The organism is Acuticoccus kandeliae, assembly GCF_003073115.1.
Window position 1 is genome coordinate 266,720 of record NZ_QBBV01000002.1, and the last position, 16,485, is coordinate 283,204.

A 16,485-nucleotide genomic window follows, 5' to 3' on the forward strand; every position below is an offset into this window, starting at 1 on the left:
CATGCTTTCCGTTCTCCGGCAGCTTCTTTGACCTCCGCTGAGGCAAGTCGATTGTCCTAACACCGGGGCCGCCGGGCCGTTCTTCTGCCTCTCGGGGCCACGGTTGCATCCCGGCCGGGCCCGTGATTTCACGCCTCCACGCGGCAGCCATGCTTATGTGCAACGCAACAATCTTTCGGCAATGCACAATGAGATGCTAGGCTCGCGCCGAGGCGGAAAGGCGCGGCCGCAACACGACCGCGCGCCGCGCTGAGGACGATGGAGACACCGATGGGGCTGTTGGGAATTCTGGTCGGCCTCGCCCTCCTGATGGCGCTTGCCTTCCGCGGCTGGACGATCCTGCTGCTGGCCCCGCTCGCCGCCCTCGTCGCCGCCGCCTTCTCGGGTGAGCCCCTCCTCGCCCACTGGACCCAGACGTTCATGGGCGCTGCCGCCGGGTTCGTCGCGCAGTTTTTCCCGCTCTTCCTGCTCGGCGCCCTCTTCGGCAAGCTGATGGACGATTCGGGCTCGGTGAACGCCATCGCCGACTTCATGACCCGCACGCTCGGGCCGAAGCGGGCGATCCTCGCGGTGGTGCTCGCGGGCGCGCTCGTCACCTATGGCGGCGTCAGCCTGTTCGTCGCCTTCTTCGTGATCGCGCCGATGGGGCAGGCCCTCTTCCGCGCGGCCGCGGTGCCGAAGCGCCTCCTCCCGGCCGCCGTCGCGCTCGGCACCTCCACCTTCACGATGTCCGCCCTGCCCGGCACCCCGGCGATCCAGAACGCGATCCCGATGCCCTTCTTCGGCACGACCGCCTTCGCCGCGCCGGGTCTCGGCCTCATCGCCTCCGTCGTGATGTTCGGCTTCGGCATGTGGTGGCTGACGTTCCGCGCCCGGCGCGCGGCCGCCGCCGGCGAGGGCTATGGCGAGGCCGCCCCCGGCCCGCACGCCGACGACCTCACCGTGCGCGAGCTCGCGACCACCGCGCGCGAGTTCGACCCGCAGGAGATCGATTCGGGCGCGAAGAGCGAGGCGTCCCCCTCCTTCGCGATGGCGGTGCTGCCGCTCGCCGTCGTCATCCTCGTCAACCTGCTGATGGCGCAGCTCATCCTGCCCGCGCTCGACTTTTCCTTCCTCGCCGAGCCGCGCTGGGGCGGAACCTCGATCAATGCCGTCGGCGGCGTCTGGGCGGTCGCGGTGGCGCTCCTCTCCGGCATCATCGCGCTCGTCGCGACCGGCTTCCGCCGCCTCCCTGCGATCCGCGGCACCATCGATGCCGGCGCCAACGCCTCCGTCCTGCCGATCCTCAGCGTCGCGAGCCTCGTCGGGTTCGGCGCGGTCGTCGCCGCGCTCCCCGCCTTCGAGATGGTCAAGGAGTGGGTGCTCGGCATCGAGGGCGGGCCGCTCGTCTCGCTCGCGGTCGCGACCAACATCCTCGCCGCCCTCACCGGCTCGGCCTCGGGCGGCATGACGATCGCGCTCGAGGCGCTCGGGCCGACCTTCATGGAGATCGCGGCGAACACCGGGCTCGACCCCGCCCTCCTCCACCGCGTGGCGGTGATCTCCTCGGGCACGCTCGACAGCCTTCCCCACAATGGGGCGGTGGTCACGATGCTCGCGGTCTGCGGCTCGACCCACAAGGACAGCTATCTCGACATCGTGATGGCCGCCGTCGTCGGCGCGCTCATCGCCCTCACGGTCGTCATCATTCTCGGCAGCCTCGTCGGCTCATTCTGACCGGCGCGCGATATTTTTAGACAACGGGGCATGGCGGCGACCCGCGCGATGCCGTACGCCATCACGACAAATCGGCGCGAGGAGGAATCCCGGTGGAGATGATCACGAACCTCTTGGGATCCCTGACCGTGGAGATGCGGGCGATCATCGGCGTCGTCGCGCTGCTCCTGGCGTTCGCGATCCTCGTCGCGGTGACGTCGCTCCTCATCCGCTTCCAGCGCTCGGTGATCCTGTGGGTCGTCGTGCTGATCGCCTTCCTCGCCTACACGATGCTGATGCCGGTCGAGACCGAGAGCCTCGCTGCCCAGCCCCACCCCGAGACGAGCTACGAGGCCGCCGTCGCGCGCTTCGAGCGGGAGAAGGCGCGCACCACCGAGCCACTCAACCCGCTCTGCCCGTCCCAGCTCCTCACGCACGGCCAGAAGACGGCGCGCGTCGTCGTCCTCTTCCACGGCGTGTCGAGCTGCCCGCAGGCCTTCGTGGATTTCGCCCCGATCCTCTTCGACAAGGGCGACAATGTCCTCATCACCCGGATGCCGCAGAACGGCTTCGCAGACCGCTCCACCGACGCGCTGCGACACCTCACGGCCGAGCAATTGCGCGAGATGGGCGACGTCTCGGTCGACATCGCCGCCGGGCTCGGCGACGAGATGGTCGTCCTCGGCATCTCGGCGGGCGGGACGGTCGCGGCCTGGGCCGGGCAGAATCGGCCCGAGGTCGACCGCGTCGTCCTCCTCGCCCCCTTCTTCGGGCTCGCGAATTTCGGCGCGCGGATCAACGTCGCGCTGATGCGCACGATGCTCGTCCTGCCGCATGTCTCGATCTGGAAGGATCCGGTGCAGCGCGATCAGTTCGAGGGGATGCCGCACGCCTATCAGCGCCAGTCGACCCGTGCGACGGGCGAGATCATGCGTCTCGGCCTCGCGGTCTATCGCCAGGCGCAGGAGACGGCGCCGGCGGCCAAGGAAGCCGCTGTCGTCACCAACGAGGCGGACACCGCGGTCGACAACTCGGTCACCCAGCTCATCGCCGACGCGTGGGAGAAGCACGGGATGCCGGTGACGCGCTACGAGTTCCCCGCGAGCGACGGTCTCGGCCACGAGCTGATCGACCCGCTGGAGCCCGGCGCCAATCCGGACATCACCTACCCGCTCATCCTCCAGATGATCGACGACCCGAGCACCGCCAAACGCGTGCAATAAAGCGACTCGTTGCAAAAATCGGAAGGCACCGGGACCACTTAAGGTGCTTTCGCCCTTCCACCCACCCGCCCGTTGCGCGCATCAAGGACGCTGATCGTTCCTGGAGCGCGCCGCCCCGTCACGGAGGCGGGATGAACCGACGCGCTCCTCGGGCCGGGGTTGGCGAAAGGTGGTGGGCGTGCGTTGGATCGTGTGTGTGTTGTTGCTCGGGCTCGCCGCTTGCGGGGGGCCTCCCGCCGCGATCATCGGCGTCGACGGCGTCTCGACCCGCGCTGTCGACGTTCCCGGAACGCACCTCCTCCCGATCTATGTCGCGACGAGCCGCGCGGCGTCCGACAACCCGCACCTCCTCTTCTCAGGCGAGCGCAGTGACGACGTCTCCTATGCGCGTCTCGTCGTCTCGGTGCCGCCGGACCGCCCGGTCGGCGAGGTGACGCGCGCCTCCACGCTGCCGCCCGACCCGCGACGCCACTTCGTGGTCGTCGCCGCGCAGGTGTTCGGCAGCGAGGCCGACTTCGTGTCCTCGCTCAACCGGGACCTCATGGAGCGTCCGGCCCCGCGCCGACACGTCCTCCTCTTCGTCCACGGCTTCAACACCGACTTCCCGTCCGCCGTCACCCGCACGGCCCAGTTCGCCTATGACAGCGGCTATCCGGGCATCCCGCTCCTCTTCAGCTGGCCCTCGCGCGGGCGCACGATCGACTACGTCTACGACATGAACAGCGCGCTCCAGTCCCGCGACTCGCTGCTCGCGACCGCCGACGCGCTGAAGGAATCGAAGGCCGTCGCCGTCGACATCCTCGCCCACTCGATGGGCAATCTCCTCGTGGTGGAATCGATGCGGCAGATGGCGCTCCTCGGCCGCTTCGCGACGGCGGACCGGATCGGCAGCATCATGCTCGCCGCGCCGGACATCGACATCGACCTCTTCCGCAAGCAGCTCGCCCCGCTGCCCGTCGGCGACCCGCCGATCTTCGTGATGACCTCGGCGAACGACCGCGCCCTCGCCCTCTCGCGCAGCATCGCGGGCGGCGTCAGCCGCGCCGGCAACACCGATCCGGAGAAGCTCGCCGAGCTCGGCGTCAACGCGGTGGACGTGACCCGCGTGACCCAGGGCGACCGCCTCCAGCACTCGACCTTCGCGCAGGCGCCCGAGGTCGTGCAGCTCATCGGCCGCTATCTCGGCAATGACGGGAACCTCGCCGAGGACAACGACGACAACCCGATCGAGGGCGTGCGCAACGTCCTCTTCGAGGTGACGCTGCTGCCGGCCCGCATCGTGGGCGGCGGCCGGGTCGTCGTCGTCAACGAATAGGGGCGGGCGCGGCCGGCTCCTCCACCACCTCGTCCTCGAGCCGGTCGGGGAAGCGCTGCGGCAGCGTGCCGTTCGCCGACAGCACCACGGCGATCGGCCGCCATTCCGGCCGCTCCGCGCAGATGATGGCGAGGACGGTGAGCACCGGCACCGCGATCAGCGCGCCCGTGATCCCCCAAACCGCGCCGCCCGCGAAGACGGCGAAGAGCACCACCAGCGGGCTCAGATTGAGCGACTTGCTCATCATCTGGGTGAGGATGACGTTGCTGCACGTGATCTGCACGATGCCGAGCACGATGACGACGATCAGGAAGGGCTGGAGCGTGCCGAACTGGAGGAGCGTCATCGCCGCAGGGAAGGCGATGCCGAACAGCGTGCCGATCGTCGGGATGAAGCTGAAGACGAGCACCAGCACCGACCAGAACAGCGCCGCGTCGACGCCGAGAAGCGCGAGGAGCGCGTAGGTCGGCACCGCCTGGAGGAGGCCGACGAAGACCTGCACGCTAAGGAAATCGTCGATCCCGCGGCGGATCGTGCCGAGCGAGTGGCGGATCCTCCCCTCGCGCACCGGGTCGTTCGCGAAGGCGGTGATCTTGGTGTCCATCGCCTCCGCCTCGACGAAGATGAAGATGACGTAGATGAGGACGCCCATGAGGGCACCGAGATAGGCGGCGGTGGAGCCCGCGACGCTGAGGGCGAAGCTCGTCAGCTCGATCCGGCCGAGGATATCGGCAACGCTCATGCGCTCGGTGAGGCCGATCATATCGCCGCCGAACTCCAGCCAGCGGTCGAGATTCTCCTCATAGATCGCGCGGTTGGCGTGAAGCTGCGCGATATTCTCGCCGACGAACACGCCGAGCGTGAGGAGGATGACGACGACGCTGAAGGCGCCGATGATGCGCACCGTCGTCTTTCCGCGGCGGAAACGGCCGGGCAGCAGGCTCGTGATCTTGCGCGTGGAGGCGCTGAGCACGAGCCAGACGACGAGCCCGACCGCCAGGGGCTGCAACACGCCGCGCGCCGTGATCAGGATCCAGATCACAGCCGCGATCGTCACCGCCGTACGCATTCAACTTCCTCTCGCTTGCCGATTTGCCACATTCGCCGCCGCATCGCGGCCATGCAAGGGCCGCGCCCCCTCGCGGGGTGTCGTTCAAGCGCTCATTCGGCGATCGCGGGGGTGAGGCCGGCGGGGCCTGTCGCGCCGACGAAGACGCGGTCCCGCCCCGCCCGCTTGGCGCGGTAGAGCGCGTCGTCCGCCCGCGCGATCAGCTCCCGCTCGTCGCCGTGGCGGACATCGGCGACGCGCACGATGCCGGCGCTCAGCGTATGGGCGATCGGCCGGTTCTCGAACACTGTGGGGCTCTCGTCGAAGATCACGCGGATCCGGTCGATGAAGGCGCGCGCCGCCGACTCCGAGCGCGCCGAGAAGAGGACCACGAACTCCTCCCCGCCGAAACGGGCGATGATGTCGTCCGCCCGGCACTCGCGCTGGAGGAGGTGGGCGAGGTGGACGAGCACCGCGTCCCCGCCCGCGTGGTTGTGCGTGTCGTTGATCTGCTTGAAGCGGTCGATGTCGATGACCGCGAGCCACAGGTCGCCCGGCCAGCGGATGCGGTCGGACTTGATGTCGGCGATCCGGTCGCTGAAGCCGCGCCGGTTGAGGAGGCCGGTCAGCGCGTCGCGCGCCGCCGCCTGCTCGGCCGCGAGCAGCCGCCGCTCCTGGCTGCGCAGCCATTGGGCGAGCGAGACGCTGAGGAGGAGGCTTTCCAGCACCGTCAGCGAGAAGGCGAGGCGGATGAAGTCCATGTTGGACCAGTCCGTCAACGCGCCTTCGACGAGGCTGCCGACGAGGGTGAAGAGGATCGTGAGGCTGATGGTGAACCAGCCGAAGAACATCCACCCGGCATAGCTCAGCCGGTCGCTGCGCCAGGCGACGAAGCTGCGCCAGCAGATATAGGCGGGGACGATCGCGAAGCCGATGAAGGTGATCGGCGCCTCGATCTCCGGCCGCCGGGCGACGATCGCGAACCCCGCGCCGAAGAGGAAGAGCGCGATCGCCCCCAGCATCAGCGTGTTCTGGCGCGGATGGAGGCGGTCGATCTCGAGATGGCGGCGGGCGAAGTCGGTCGCCGCGGCGAGCGCCAGGAACATCGACCAGTGGTACCCCATCGCCTGGATCCACGGCATCGACGCGTAGAGGAGCTGGAAGCCGATGCCGAAGAAGCCGAGATAGGTCACCGCGAGGGACACCATGTAGAGCGAGTACATGATGATCCGCATCTGCCGCATGACCACCGCGTAGAGCACCCAGAACAGGGCGTTCATCAGCAGCGAGGCGATCCAGAAGGTGTAGAAGGCGGTGTATTCGATGGTGTGGTCGTCGAACGCGTCCTCGCTCCACAGCCGCACGTTCACGTGAATCGGGATGGCGAACTCGTTGTAGAAGCTGACATAGACCTCGCGCGCCTCCCCGGCCGGCACGGCGATGGGAGCGGCGGGGCCGGCATAGGCGATCTCGCGGCTGCGGAACGGGGCGTTGGGGTCGAAATCGGTGTGGGATTCGAGCCCGTTCGGCCCGCGCACATAGGCGTCGAAATCCGACAGGTTGGCGATGTCGTGGCTGACGACCAGGCGCTGGTCGTTGTCGCTGTCATTGCGGATGGTGAAGCGGAGCCAGAAGGCGTCCGTGGTGATGCCCTGCTCGCCCATCTCGGGCTGCATGAGGTGCCACTCTTCCTCCTCCGCCTCCAGCACCTCCTCGAAGGAGAGGTCGTGGTCCGGATCGCGGAAGAGGCGCGCGTTGCCGAAAAGGCGTCGCCCCTCCTCCAGCGTGCTGAAGGTGACGGGCGGCGGCTCGCTCGCGCCGTCGGCCTCCTGCGCACCGGCCGGGCCCGCGAGGAAACAGGCGGAGATGCAGGCCAGCAGGAGGAGAACGCGCAAGCAAATCCGCATGATGGTGGTCGGTCTACCCTCGGCGAGACGGTGTCGAGGATAGACGAATCCGTCCGCCAACGACACGCGATCCCACCGTTATAGATGCCGCCGTCTGAACGCCACATTCCATTCGCGGCAGCCGGACGCGGTGTGGACGCCGCCCGCCCCGCCTATGCGGGGATGAGGTCGAGGCCGGGGGCGGAGGGAAGCGGGCGCGCGGGGGCGGCCGCGCCGCCATGCCCGGCGACCGCGATGTGCGGGCCGACGATCATGGTCCGCTCCACCTTGGCGCGGCGCACGATGAGGCGCGCGCCGGGAAGGTCCACCACCGCGCCGTCCCCCGTCTCGCGCGACGGGCAGCCGAACACCGTGCCGAGCGTCGCGGCGACCGCGCCCGGATCGGCCGCGGCGAGGACGATCGCGGGGATGCCCGTCGCCCCGTTCCGGTGGCGCACGAAGGTTTCGCGCAGATAATGGTGCGGGGTGTGGTGGCGCACGGCGACGCACGGCACCGGCAGCCCGGCGCGCGCGATCAGCAGCACCTCGAGGTGGACGTCGAGGATCTCCCCGCCATCGACCGCCCATTGGCGGCGGATCGCGATCGGCTCCGCATGGGCGATGCCCTGACGGGTGAGTCCATCGCCGAACGCGGCCACATCCTCGACCGCGATGACGAGGGCGGCGGGGCCCGGCGCCATGCCGAGGAAATTGCGCACGACCGCCGGCACACGCTCGATGTCGCCATATTGCAGGAACTCGATGAAGCTCGTCGCGCCCGGCAGCGCGTCGGAGAAGCAGATCAGCCGGTTGGCGAGGCCCGGCATCAGGCTCGGCGGGGTCAGCGTGTAGCCGGCCGCCGACGCCTCGGCCGCGACGGCCTCGAGATCGTCGACGAGGACCATCAGATGGTCGAATCCGATGACCCCGCGTCCCGCGCCGCCCGCGTGCCTTGCCGCCCCGTTCATGCGTTGATTCTCCGCTCCGCCCGCAAGCCGCCCCGGCGCGAGGACAATGCCAGCATGCCGAGGACGAAGAGCCCCGTCACCAGCTTGAGGTCGGACGGATTGACGCCGGCCGCGAGACCGGCCGAGATCACCTGATAGTAGACGAGTGAGCCGACGAACGGCGCCGCCACCTGCCGCAGCACCGAGGACCGGCCGACGATCGCCTCCCCGATGATGAGCGCGGCGAGGCCGTTGATGAGGACGCCGAACCCCATCGCGACATCCGCATAGCCCTGGACCTGCGCGACCGAGGCGCCGGCGAACGCGCTGAAGGCGTTGGCGACGCCGACGCCCAGGAGCGTCATGCGCCAGGTGTAGACCCCGTTCGCCCGCGCCATCGCGCTGCTCGCCCCCGAGGCGCGCAGCGCGAGGCCGCTGTCGGTGTGGAGATACCAGCTCACCAGCGCGCACACGCCGATCACGATCGGCACCCACACGCTGTTCTGGACGATGAGGCTGCGGGTGAAGGTCGGCAGCAGGCTGTCGAAGAAGGTCGTCTCCGTGAAGAGCGGCGTGTTCGACTTGCCCATGATGCGCAGGTTGAGGCTCCACAGCATCGTGATCATCAGAATGCCGGCGAGCAGCGTGTTGATCTTCAGATTGAGGTGGATCAGCGCCGTCGCGCAACCGGCGAGGAAGCCCGCCGCGATGGCGAGGAGGAAGGCGAGCCCCGGCGGAACGCCCGCGACGAGGAGCGCGGCGCAGAGGCACCCGCCGAGCGGAAAGGCGCCCTCGCAGGTGAGGTCCGGAAAGTTGAGGAGGCGGAAGGGGATCATGATCCCGAGCGCGATGAACCCGTAGACGAGGCTCTGCGCGAGGGTGACGGGGACGAGGTTCCAGAAGCCGGTGATGAAATCCATCATGATCAGACCAGGAGCACCTTGTCGTCCGCCCCGTGGAACCGGGCGACGAGCGCGTCGACGGTGAGGCCGGCCTTCTCCTCGCCCGCCGCCTCGTAGACGATCCGGCCCTCGTGCATCATCACGAGGCGGTTTCCGCAGTCGATCGCGTGCTGCATGTTGTGGGTGATCATCAGCGTGGTGATGTGCGAGCCCTCCACCGCCTGGATCGTCGCGCGCATCACCGCGTCGGCGGTGCGCGGGTCGAGCGCGGCGCAATGCTCGTCGAGCACCAGCACCTTCGGGCGGCGCAGGCACGCCATGATCAGGGAGAGCGCCTGGCGCTGGCCGCCGGACAGCATCTCGACCCCCGTGCCGAGCCGCTCCTCGAGGCCGAGCCCGAGCGGTGCCAGCGCGTCCATGAACTGACGCCGCCGCGCCCCGGTGAGCGAATAGAAGAGGCCGCGCCCCTCCCCCCGCTTCAGCGCGACCGCCAGATTCTCCTCCACCGTCAGCCCCGCGGCCGTGCCGATCGCCGGGTCCTGGAAAACGCGGGCGACGTAGCGCGCACGGCGGTGGACGGGCATCGCGGTCACGTCGTCGCCGGCGATCGTCACACTCCCGCTGTCGGGCATGATCTCGCCCGCGACGACGTTGAGGAGCGTGCTCTTGCCCGCCCCGTTGCTGCCGATGACGACGGTGAAATCGCCGTTGGCGAGCGTCAGGTCGATGCCGGCGAGCGCGCGCCGCTCGCTCGGGGTGCCGGGATGGAAGGTCTTCGCGACGCCGCTGACGGCGAGCGAGGCGACTTCGCCCACTAGTCGACCACGCAGGTGTCGCAGTCGGCATAGGCCGCCGGGAGGGTGAGGTTCCACCGGTCGAGCTGGGCCTTGCTGATGACGACGGTGTGGTCCTGCGCCGTCGGCACGGTCGGCGGAATGTCGGACACCTTCGCCCCGTTGAAGATCTGCTCGATGATCCCGGCGGCGCTCGCGCCGATGCGCGGCCAGTTCACCGAATAGGAGCCCAGCATCTCGCCCTTCTCGACCGGGGCCGGCAGGCCGTTGAAGGCGGGAACGCCCATCCGGTCGGTGATCGCGGCGATCTGCGCCGTCGCCGGCTGGAAGAGGTTCGAGGGGAAGACATAGACCGCGTCCACCTTCCCGCTCAGCGACTGGATGCGCTGGGGCAGATCGTTGACGTTGTCGACGCCGACGAGAACGAGCTCGATCCCGTGGTCCGGGGCGAACTTCACGAGGCGCTCGCGCAGCGCGTTGTCCGCGTCGTCACCCGGATTGTACGGCACGCCGAGGCGCGTGAGGTCCGGCATCATCTCCTTGATGAAGCCGAGCGTGCCGTCCATGTCGACGAGGTTCGCCGCGCCCGTCATGTTCGGCGCGGCGGTCTCCCAGTCCGGCACGAGGCCGGCGGTCACGGGATCCTGCACGGCGGCGAAGACGACGGGGACGTTCGGATCCTGAAGCGCCCTCACCGCCGTCTGCGTCACCGGCGTCGTGATCGTGACGACCACATCCGGCTGCGCGGCGGAGATCTTCGCGAGCATCTGGGGGATGACGTTCCGCTCCCAGTTCACCTGGTCGTAGGTGTAGGTGACGTCGAAGCCGCGCTCGGCCATGGACTCCTTCAGTCCATCGATCACGAGCTGCAGCGCCGGATGGTCGCCGAAGTTCGCGATCGCGATCGTCTTCTCCTCGGCGTGGGATACCGACGCGCCGACCAGGAGGCTCGCGATGGCGGGGAGGATCCACTTCATAGACTAGTCCTCTCGTGTGCTGTTCCCTCGGCTCGAGGGTGATTGTTCTCGTTCAGGATGGACAGACGAAACGCGGCACCGACTCCAGGAACGACGCCAGCACCGTGTCGAAGGCGTCGGGTTGTTCGATGTTCATGAGGTGCCCGGCGTCCGCGATGGTCGCGAAGCGGGCGCCGGGAATGCGCGCGGCGATGCCCTGCATCTGCGCGAGCGGGGCGACCTTGTCGTGGCTCGCCCCGATCACGAGGGTCGGCACGGCGATGGTCGAAAGGTCGAGGAAGGGCGGGATCGCGAGGCGCGCCATCATCGTGCGCCGATAGTTGGCCGGTCGCAGCAATTCGAGGCTTCCGCGGATCGCCCGCGCGGCCTCGGGCGACACCGCCGGGCCGAGGAGGCGGGGGAGCATCGCGTCGACCGCGATGGTTGCCGGCGCGTCGGCGGAGAGGGAGCCGATGCGCTCGGCCGCGAAGGAGGCCGGGTCGTCGAAGACCGGGCTGTCGCCCGCCCGGCAGCCCGCGAGGGTGAGGCTGCGCACCCGCTCCGGCGCCCGCGCGGCGACCGCCTGCACCACGAGCCCACCCATGGACAAGCCGACGAGATCAGCCGTCTCGACGCCGACGAAATCCAGCGTGCGCAAGATGTCGTCCACGAAGTCGAAGAAGGCGAAGCCGTCATCGGGGTCGGCGCTGTCGCCATAACCGCGCAGGTCGACGGCGATCGTCTGGTAGCGGCCGGAGAAGGTCTCCATCTGGCCGGCCCAATTCAGCCGGTTGCCGCCGATCCCGTGGACGAACACGACCGTCGGCCCCGCCCCGGCGATATCGGCGGCAAGCTCTGGCGAACCGGGGATGACGATCATGCGCTGTGTCATGAATTGACAATGCCAAGCGCGTCCTCATTAATACAAGTGGGTATCAGATGGACAGTTCATAACTTTCAATTATTACCCATGAACTCGGAAACGCTCCTCCAATTCCTGGCCGTCTACCGTCATCGCGGGATCGGCAAGGCGAGCCGGCAGTTCGGCGTGTCGCAGCCCGCGATCAGCAACGCGATGCGGCGGCTGGAGGACGAGCTGAAGGTCACGCTGTTCCACCGCACGCCGACCGGCGTCGAGCCCACCACCTATGCCGACATCCTCGCCCGCCGGGCCGAGATCATCAGCAACGAGCTGGAGCGGGCGCGCGAGGAGCTCGACAGCCTGCGCAGCTTCGCGCGTGGCGAGGTGCGCTTCGGCGTCGGCCCGGCCCTCGCCGCCTCGCTGGTGTCCGAGGCGCTCGCGACCTTCCTGCAGGACCACCCCCAGCTCACCGCCCTCATGATCGAAGGGCTCTACGAGGCGCTGACCGCCGGGGTGGAGAGCGGGCGGCTCGATTTCGCGATCACCACCAAGCCGATCGTCGACCCGTCGGACGAGCTGACGGCGGAGGACCTTTTCCGTGGCGAGTTCCTGTTCGTGACGCGCTCGGATCACCCGCTCGCCCACACCGGCGACCTCACCCCGACCGACCTCTTCGACTATCCCTGGGTGCTGCCGCCCAGCGAGGGGCTCCTGTGGCAGAGCGCCAAGCGCTCGTTCGACCAGATCGGCCTCACCCCGCCTCCCCCGCGCGTGGAGACGAATTCGGGCGCCTGCATCAAGGCGCTGATGCGCAGCGGGCTCTATCTCAGCCTGGTACCCCCCTATCTCGTGATGCGCGAGGTCGAGCTCGGCGAGATGACCATCCTCTCGGTGCCGGAGGTTGAGGTACCGTGGTCGGTGGTGCTCTTGCGCCGGGCGGGATCGGCGACATCGCCGGCCGCCGAAGCCTTTCTCGCCCACCTCAAGGGCGTGCTCGCGGCCTACGCCCCGCCGATTCTCGCGGGCGCCAGGGAGACGATCGGATGAACGAGACGAAGCCGATCGCCGTGGTGACCGGCGGCGCGTCCGGGATCGGCCGCGCGAGTGCCTTGGAGCTTTCCCGGCTCGGCCACGCGCTCCGCATCCTCAACCGCAACCAGGCGAACGCGGACGCCGTGGTCGCCGAGATCCGCGCGGCCGGGGGCGAGGCGGCCGCCATCGCCTGCGACCTCGCCGACGAGACCTCGATCCGCGCCGCCTTCGAGGCGATCCCGCGATGCGACGTGCTGGTGAACAGCGCCGGGACGATGTCGCAGCACGATTTCGAGGCGATCAGCCACGCCGAGTTCCAGCGGCTCATCAACGTCAATGTGCTCGGCCTCTTCACCGCCTGCCAATGCGCGCTGCCGCGCATGGAAGAGGGCGGGCGGATCATCAACATCTCCTCCCGCGCCGCGCTCGGCGGGCGGGGCATCGCCCACTACAGCGCCACGAAGGCGGCGGTGAACGCGCTGACGCGCAGCCTCGCCGTGGAGCTTCTGCCGCGCGGGATCACCGTGAACGCGATCCTGCCCGGCTTCATCGACACCCCGCTCTCGCGCTCCGTCCTCAACGAGGAGCAGTTCGCCGCCTTCGTCGCGAAGCAGCCGCTCGGCCGCGTCGGCAAGCCGGAGGACGTCGCCTGGGCGGTCGCCTTCCTCGCCTCGCCGCGCGCCGGCTTCGTCACCGGCCAATGCCTCCTCGTCGATGGCGGCAAGAGCCTGCCCGCCTGACCCACTGAAGGACGTCCCGCCGTGCCGCTCGAAGCCAACCCCGACGTGAAATGGGCCCGGATGTTCGAGGAGAGCTTCCGCCTCAGCGGCGTCGCGGCCGGGCAGATGGTCGCCGTCGTCGCCGAAAGCCAGTCGAACCCGGTGCTCGTGAACCTCGCCGAGATGGGCCTTGCCCTGTGCGGGGCGCGATTCGTGACGGTGAAGGTGCCGAGCGCGCCGGTGACGACGGTGCAGCCGATCCGTTCCACCGGCACCTCCCTCGCCTACGAGGACTATGCCCCGCTCCTGGCCGCGATCGCGGGATGTGCGCTCATCGTCGACGTGACGGTGGAGGGGCTCCTCCACAGCCCGGTCCGCAAGGCCGTGCTCGCGGCGGGCGGGCGGATCTACATGATCTCCAACGAGCATCCGGAGGTGCTGGAGCGCTGCCGGCCCGATCCCGCCCTCGCCGACGCGGTCGCGGGCGCGATGACGACGCTCGGCGAAGGCAAGCGGATGCGCGTCACCTCCGCGGCCGGCACGGATCTCGTCGCCGAGATCGAAGGCGCGCCGGTGCGCGGCGGGGCGGGCTTCCTCGCGCCCGGCGCCCCGATCGCCTACTGGCCGGCGGGGCTCGCCCTCTGCTTTCCGCTCGCGAACAGCGTGAACGGCCGCGTCGTCCTCGACGTCGGCGACGTGAACCTCACCTTCAAGCGTTACCTGGAGAGCCGCGTCACGCTCGTCATCGAGAACGACGTCGTGGTGGAGATCCTTGGGGACGGGCTCGATGCGGTGACGCTGCGGTCCTATTTCGCCGCCTGGAACGACCCGCTCGCCTACGCGATCGCGCACGTCGGCTGGGGCCTCAATCCGGGCGCGAGCTGGGATTCGCTGATGATGTACGACAAGAACGAGATCAACGGCACGGAGCTGCGCGCCGTCGCGGGGAGCTTCCTCATCTCGACCGGCGCAAACGAGTTCGCCGACCGCTACACCCCCTGCCATTTCGACTTCCCGATGCGCGCCTGCACCGTCGACATCGACGGCCGCGTGGTGGTGCGCGACGGGCGCCTGACGGCGGGCTGACCCGCCGTCCGCCTGGGCGACGTGCGGCTAGAAGTAGCCGCCGCGCTCGGCGATGCTCGTCGGGCTCGCCCCCTCCGCGACCCAGCCGAAGATCTTGCGCTCGTTGGCGAGCACCTCCTCGCACCGCTCCAGCACCGCCACCGCGAGGGCCCGCGGCACCACGATCACCCCGTCAATGTCGCCCACCACGACGTCGCCGGGACGCACCATCGTGCGGCCGATCTCCACCGGGATCTGGTAGTGCGAGATGAGGCAGCGGCCGAGGCTGCCATTGGGGCTGCGGTAGCGGTAGTAGACGGGGAAGTCGGCGGCGAGGATCTGCGCCGTGTCGCGGATGCCGCCATCGATCACCGCCGCGCGCACGCCGCGTCCGGAGACGGTCGCCGTCATCACCCCGCCCCAGGAGGTGCTGGCGAGATCGCCCGAGGTGTCCCACACCACGAACGCGCCCTCCGGCATCTGGTCGAGCATCTTCGTGCGGAGCGTCAGCTCGCCCGAGACCTTGGTGCTCGGCGCGCTCTTCACCGTGAACGCGATCCCGGCAACGGTCTTCTCCGGCCGCAGCGGCTGGAGATAGCCGGGCAGCGCCTGGTCCATCAGCAGATTCTCGCGCAGCACGTCCGAGATCGCGCCGGTATAGAGCTTCTCATAGCGGGCGAGGAGCTCGGCCTGCGGCACGGCGAGGGGGGCGTCGTCCACGCTCTCGCGCTCCGCGATCAGGCGTTCGAGCTTCATCATGGAGGCTTCGCGCTGCAGCGCGCCGGTCGGGGCATCGTTCATGGGCTGTCCTCGCCTCAAAGTCCGCCGACGACCGGATACCAGTCGGGGCGATAGGGGTCCTGATGGAAGCGGGCGTAGTAGTCGCCGCGTTCTTCGTAGACGCGCTCGTAGTGGCGCATCTTGTCCTCATCGAGCGTCACCCCGAGGCCGGGGCCGGTCGGCACCGCGATGGCGCCGTCGACATATGGCATCAGCCCGCCTTCGATGATGTCGTCGGTGAGGTAGTGGTAGTGCGCGTCGCCGGCGAAGCTCATCTCCGGGATGGTCGCGGCGGTGTGGAGCATCGCGGCGAGCTCGATACCGAACTCCGCGCCCGAGTGCATCGCGACGCCGAGGGCGAAGGTCCGGCAGACGGCGGAGAGATCCTTCACCCCGCGCGGGCCTTCCCAATAGTGGATGTCGGTGAGCACGATATCGACCGCGCCGAGCCGCACGGCCGGGCCGAGATCGTCGAACTTCGCCGGGTACATGTTGGTGGCGATCGGGATGCGGACGGCCCGCCGCACCGCCGCGTTGCCTTCGAGCCCCCAGGACGGGTCCTCGAAATATTCGATGGCGAGCGGCTCCAGGCGATGGCCGATGCGGGTCGCGGTCGGCACGGACCAGACGCCGTTCGGATCGATGCGCAGGCCGAATTCGGGGCCGAGCCGGTCGCGGCACAGTTCGAGGACGCGCGCCTCCTCGTTGGGCGGCATCACCCCGGCCTTCAATTTCATCGCCTTCACGCCCAGCGTCTCGGCGAGCTCTTCACACAGATCCGCCATGTCCTCGGCGTGCGCGTCGTGGCCGCCACCGGGCCGGTCGTAGCGCCAGAAGAGATAGGCGATGAACGGCACGCTCTCGCGCACCGCGCCGCCGAGGAGGTCGGACACCGGTCGGCCGAGCATCTTCCCCTGGATGTCGAGGCAGGCCATCTCGATCGCGGCGTAGAGGCGCGCGTTGGAGAGGTAGTAGATCGCCCGCAGCGTCTTCAGCTTGATGGTCTCGAGGTGGAACGGGTCCATGCCGATGATGCGCGGCTTCAGCTTGAGGAGCGCGCCGCGCTGGTCGCCGCCGCCGACCTCGCCGAGCCCGACGATCCCCTCGTCGGTGATGAGCTCGAGAACCGTGCGCAGGAGGTAGCCGGGATGGACCCCGGTGTTGTGCCTCAGCTGCGCGTTCAGCGGGATGGCGACACACCGCACCCGCATATCGACGATCTTCACGCGTCCCAATCCTTCCCTGGAGTTCGTCCGGCGGT

General features: G+C 69.0%; 15 protein-coding genes. 6 read left to right on the forward strand and 9 right to left on the reverse strand.

The features are described 5' to 3' along the window. Positions 1-270 precede the first annotated feature (270 nt). The 3 genes from DBV35_RS13880 (at position 271) to DBV35_RS13890 (ending at position 4,233) form a co-directional block, all read left to right on the forward strand. Entirely contained in the window at positions 271-1,716 is a 1,446-nt protein-coding gene (locus DBV35_RS13880) for a GntP family permease (protein ID WP_108660922.1), read from the forward strand. Positions 1,717-1,814: 98 nt separating this feature from the next. After that, entirely contained in the window at positions 1,815-2,918 is a 1,104-nt protein-coding gene (locus DBV35_RS13885; protein WP_245943986.1) for an alpha/beta hydrolase, read from the forward strand. Between the two features lie 196 nt (positions 2,919-3,114). Next, positions 3,115-4,233: an alpha/beta hydrolase gene (locus tag DBV35_RS13890; RefSeq protein WP_157961736.1), complete on the forward strand. Its 1,119-nt coding sequence runs from the start codon at positions 3,115-3,117 to the stop codon at positions 4,231-4,233. Here DBV35_RS13890 and DBV35_RS13895 read toward each other — a convergent pair. The 7 genes from DBV35_RS13895 to DBV35_RS13925 all read right to left on the reverse strand — a co-directional run bounded on the left by DBV35_RS13895 (position 4,223) and on the right by DBV35_RS13925 (position 11,658). After that, the gene (locus DBV35_RS13895) at positions 4,223-5,302 is read right to left on the reverse strand and encodes an AI-2E family transporter (protein ID WP_108660925.1); all 1,080 of its coding nucleotides are present in this window, start codon (positions 5,300-5,302) and stop codon (positions 4,223-4,225) included. The genes DBV35_RS13890 and DBV35_RS13895 overlap by 11 nt on opposite strands. A 92-nt stretch (positions 5,303-5,394) precedes the next feature. Next, on the reverse strand, positions 5,395-7,188 hold the full coding sequence (locus tag DBV35_RS13900; protein ID WP_108660926.1) for a diguanylate cyclase: 1,794 nt from the start codon (positions 7,186-7,188) through the stop codon (positions 5,395-5,397). Between the two features lie 152 nt (positions 7,189-7,340). Then, the gene (locus tag DBV35_RS13905) at positions 7,341-8,135 is read right to left on the reverse strand and encodes a VOC family protein (RefSeq protein WP_108660927.1); all 795 of its coding nucleotides are present in this window, start codon (positions 8,133-8,135) and stop codon (positions 7,341-7,343) included. Next, positions 8,132-9,034 carry an ABC transporter permease gene (locus tag DBV35_RS13910; protein WP_108661941.1) on the reverse strand — a complete coding sequence of 301 codons (903 nt, stop codon included), beginning with the start codon at positions 9,032-9,034 and terminating at the stop codon, positions 8,132-8,134. Before DBV35_RS13910 ends, DBV35_RS13905 begins: the two co-directional genes overlap by 4 nt. A gap of 5 nt (positions 9,035-9,039) precedes the next feature. After that, positions 9,040-9,831 (reverse strand): ABC transporter ATP-binding protein, encoded by a 792-nt coding sequence (locus tag DBV35_RS13915; RefSeq protein WP_108660928.1) that lies wholly within the window; start codon positions 9,829-9,831, stop codon positions 9,040-9,042. Continuing rightward, complete coding sequence (locus tag DBV35_RS13920; RefSeq protein WP_108660929.1) at positions 9,831-10,787, reverse strand: ABC transporter substrate-binding protein; 957 nt, start codon at positions 10,785-10,787, stop codon at positions 9,831-9,833. The genes DBV35_RS13915 and DBV35_RS13920 overlap by 1 nt, the downstream gene beginning before the upstream one ends. A gap of 52 nt (positions 10,788-10,839) precedes the next feature. Continuing rightward, positions 10,840-11,658: an alpha/beta fold hydrolase gene (locus DBV35_RS13925; RefSeq protein ID WP_108660930.1), complete on the reverse strand. Its 819-nt coding sequence runs from the start codon at positions 11,656-11,658 to the stop codon at positions 10,840-10,842. 78 nt (positions 11,659-11,736) lie between these two features. On the opposite strand from DBV35_RS13925, the gene DBV35_RS13930 reads away from it, so the two are divergent. Genes DBV35_RS13930 through DBV35_RS13940 form a run of 3 tightly spaced genes read left to right on the forward strand, consistent with a single transcriptional unit; the run spans position 11,737 to position 14,465 of the window. Continuing rightward, complete coding sequence (locus tag DBV35_RS13930) at positions 11,737-12,675, forward strand: LysR family transcriptional regulator (RefSeq protein ID WP_170134938.1); 939 nt, start codon at positions 11,737-11,739, stop codon at positions 12,673-12,675. Next, entirely contained in the window at positions 12,672-13,400 is a 729-nt protein-coding gene (locus tag DBV35_RS13935; RefSeq protein ID WP_108660932.1) for an SDR family NAD(P)-dependent oxidoreductase, read from the forward strand. Before DBV35_RS13930 ends, DBV35_RS13935 begins: the two co-directional genes overlap by 4 nt. A 21-nt stretch (positions 13,401-13,421) precedes the next feature. Beyond that, positions 13,422-14,465, forward strand: a complete 1,044-nt coding sequence (locus tag DBV35_RS13940; RefSeq protein WP_205648678.1) for a 2,5-dihydroxypyridine 5,6-dioxygenase NicX family protein — start codon at positions 13,422-13,424, stop codon at positions 14,463-14,465. Between the two features lie 27 nt (positions 14,466-14,492). On the opposite strand, the gene DBV35_RS13945 is transcribed toward DBV35_RS13940, so the two are convergent. After that, positions 14,493-15,245, reverse strand: coding sequence for an RraA family protein (locus DBV35_RS13945; protein ID WP_108660933.1), 753 nt, complete (start codon positions 15,243-15,245; stop codon positions 14,493-14,495). A 14-nt stretch (positions 15,246-15,259) separates the two neighbouring features. Next, positions 15,260-16,450 carry an enolase C-terminal domain-like protein gene (locus DBV35_RS13950; RefSeq protein ID WP_108660934.1) on the reverse strand — a complete coding sequence of 397 codons (1,191 nt, stop codon included), beginning with the start codon at positions 16,448-16,450 and terminating at the stop codon, positions 15,260-15,262. Positions 16,451-16,485 lie beyond the last annotated feature (35 nt).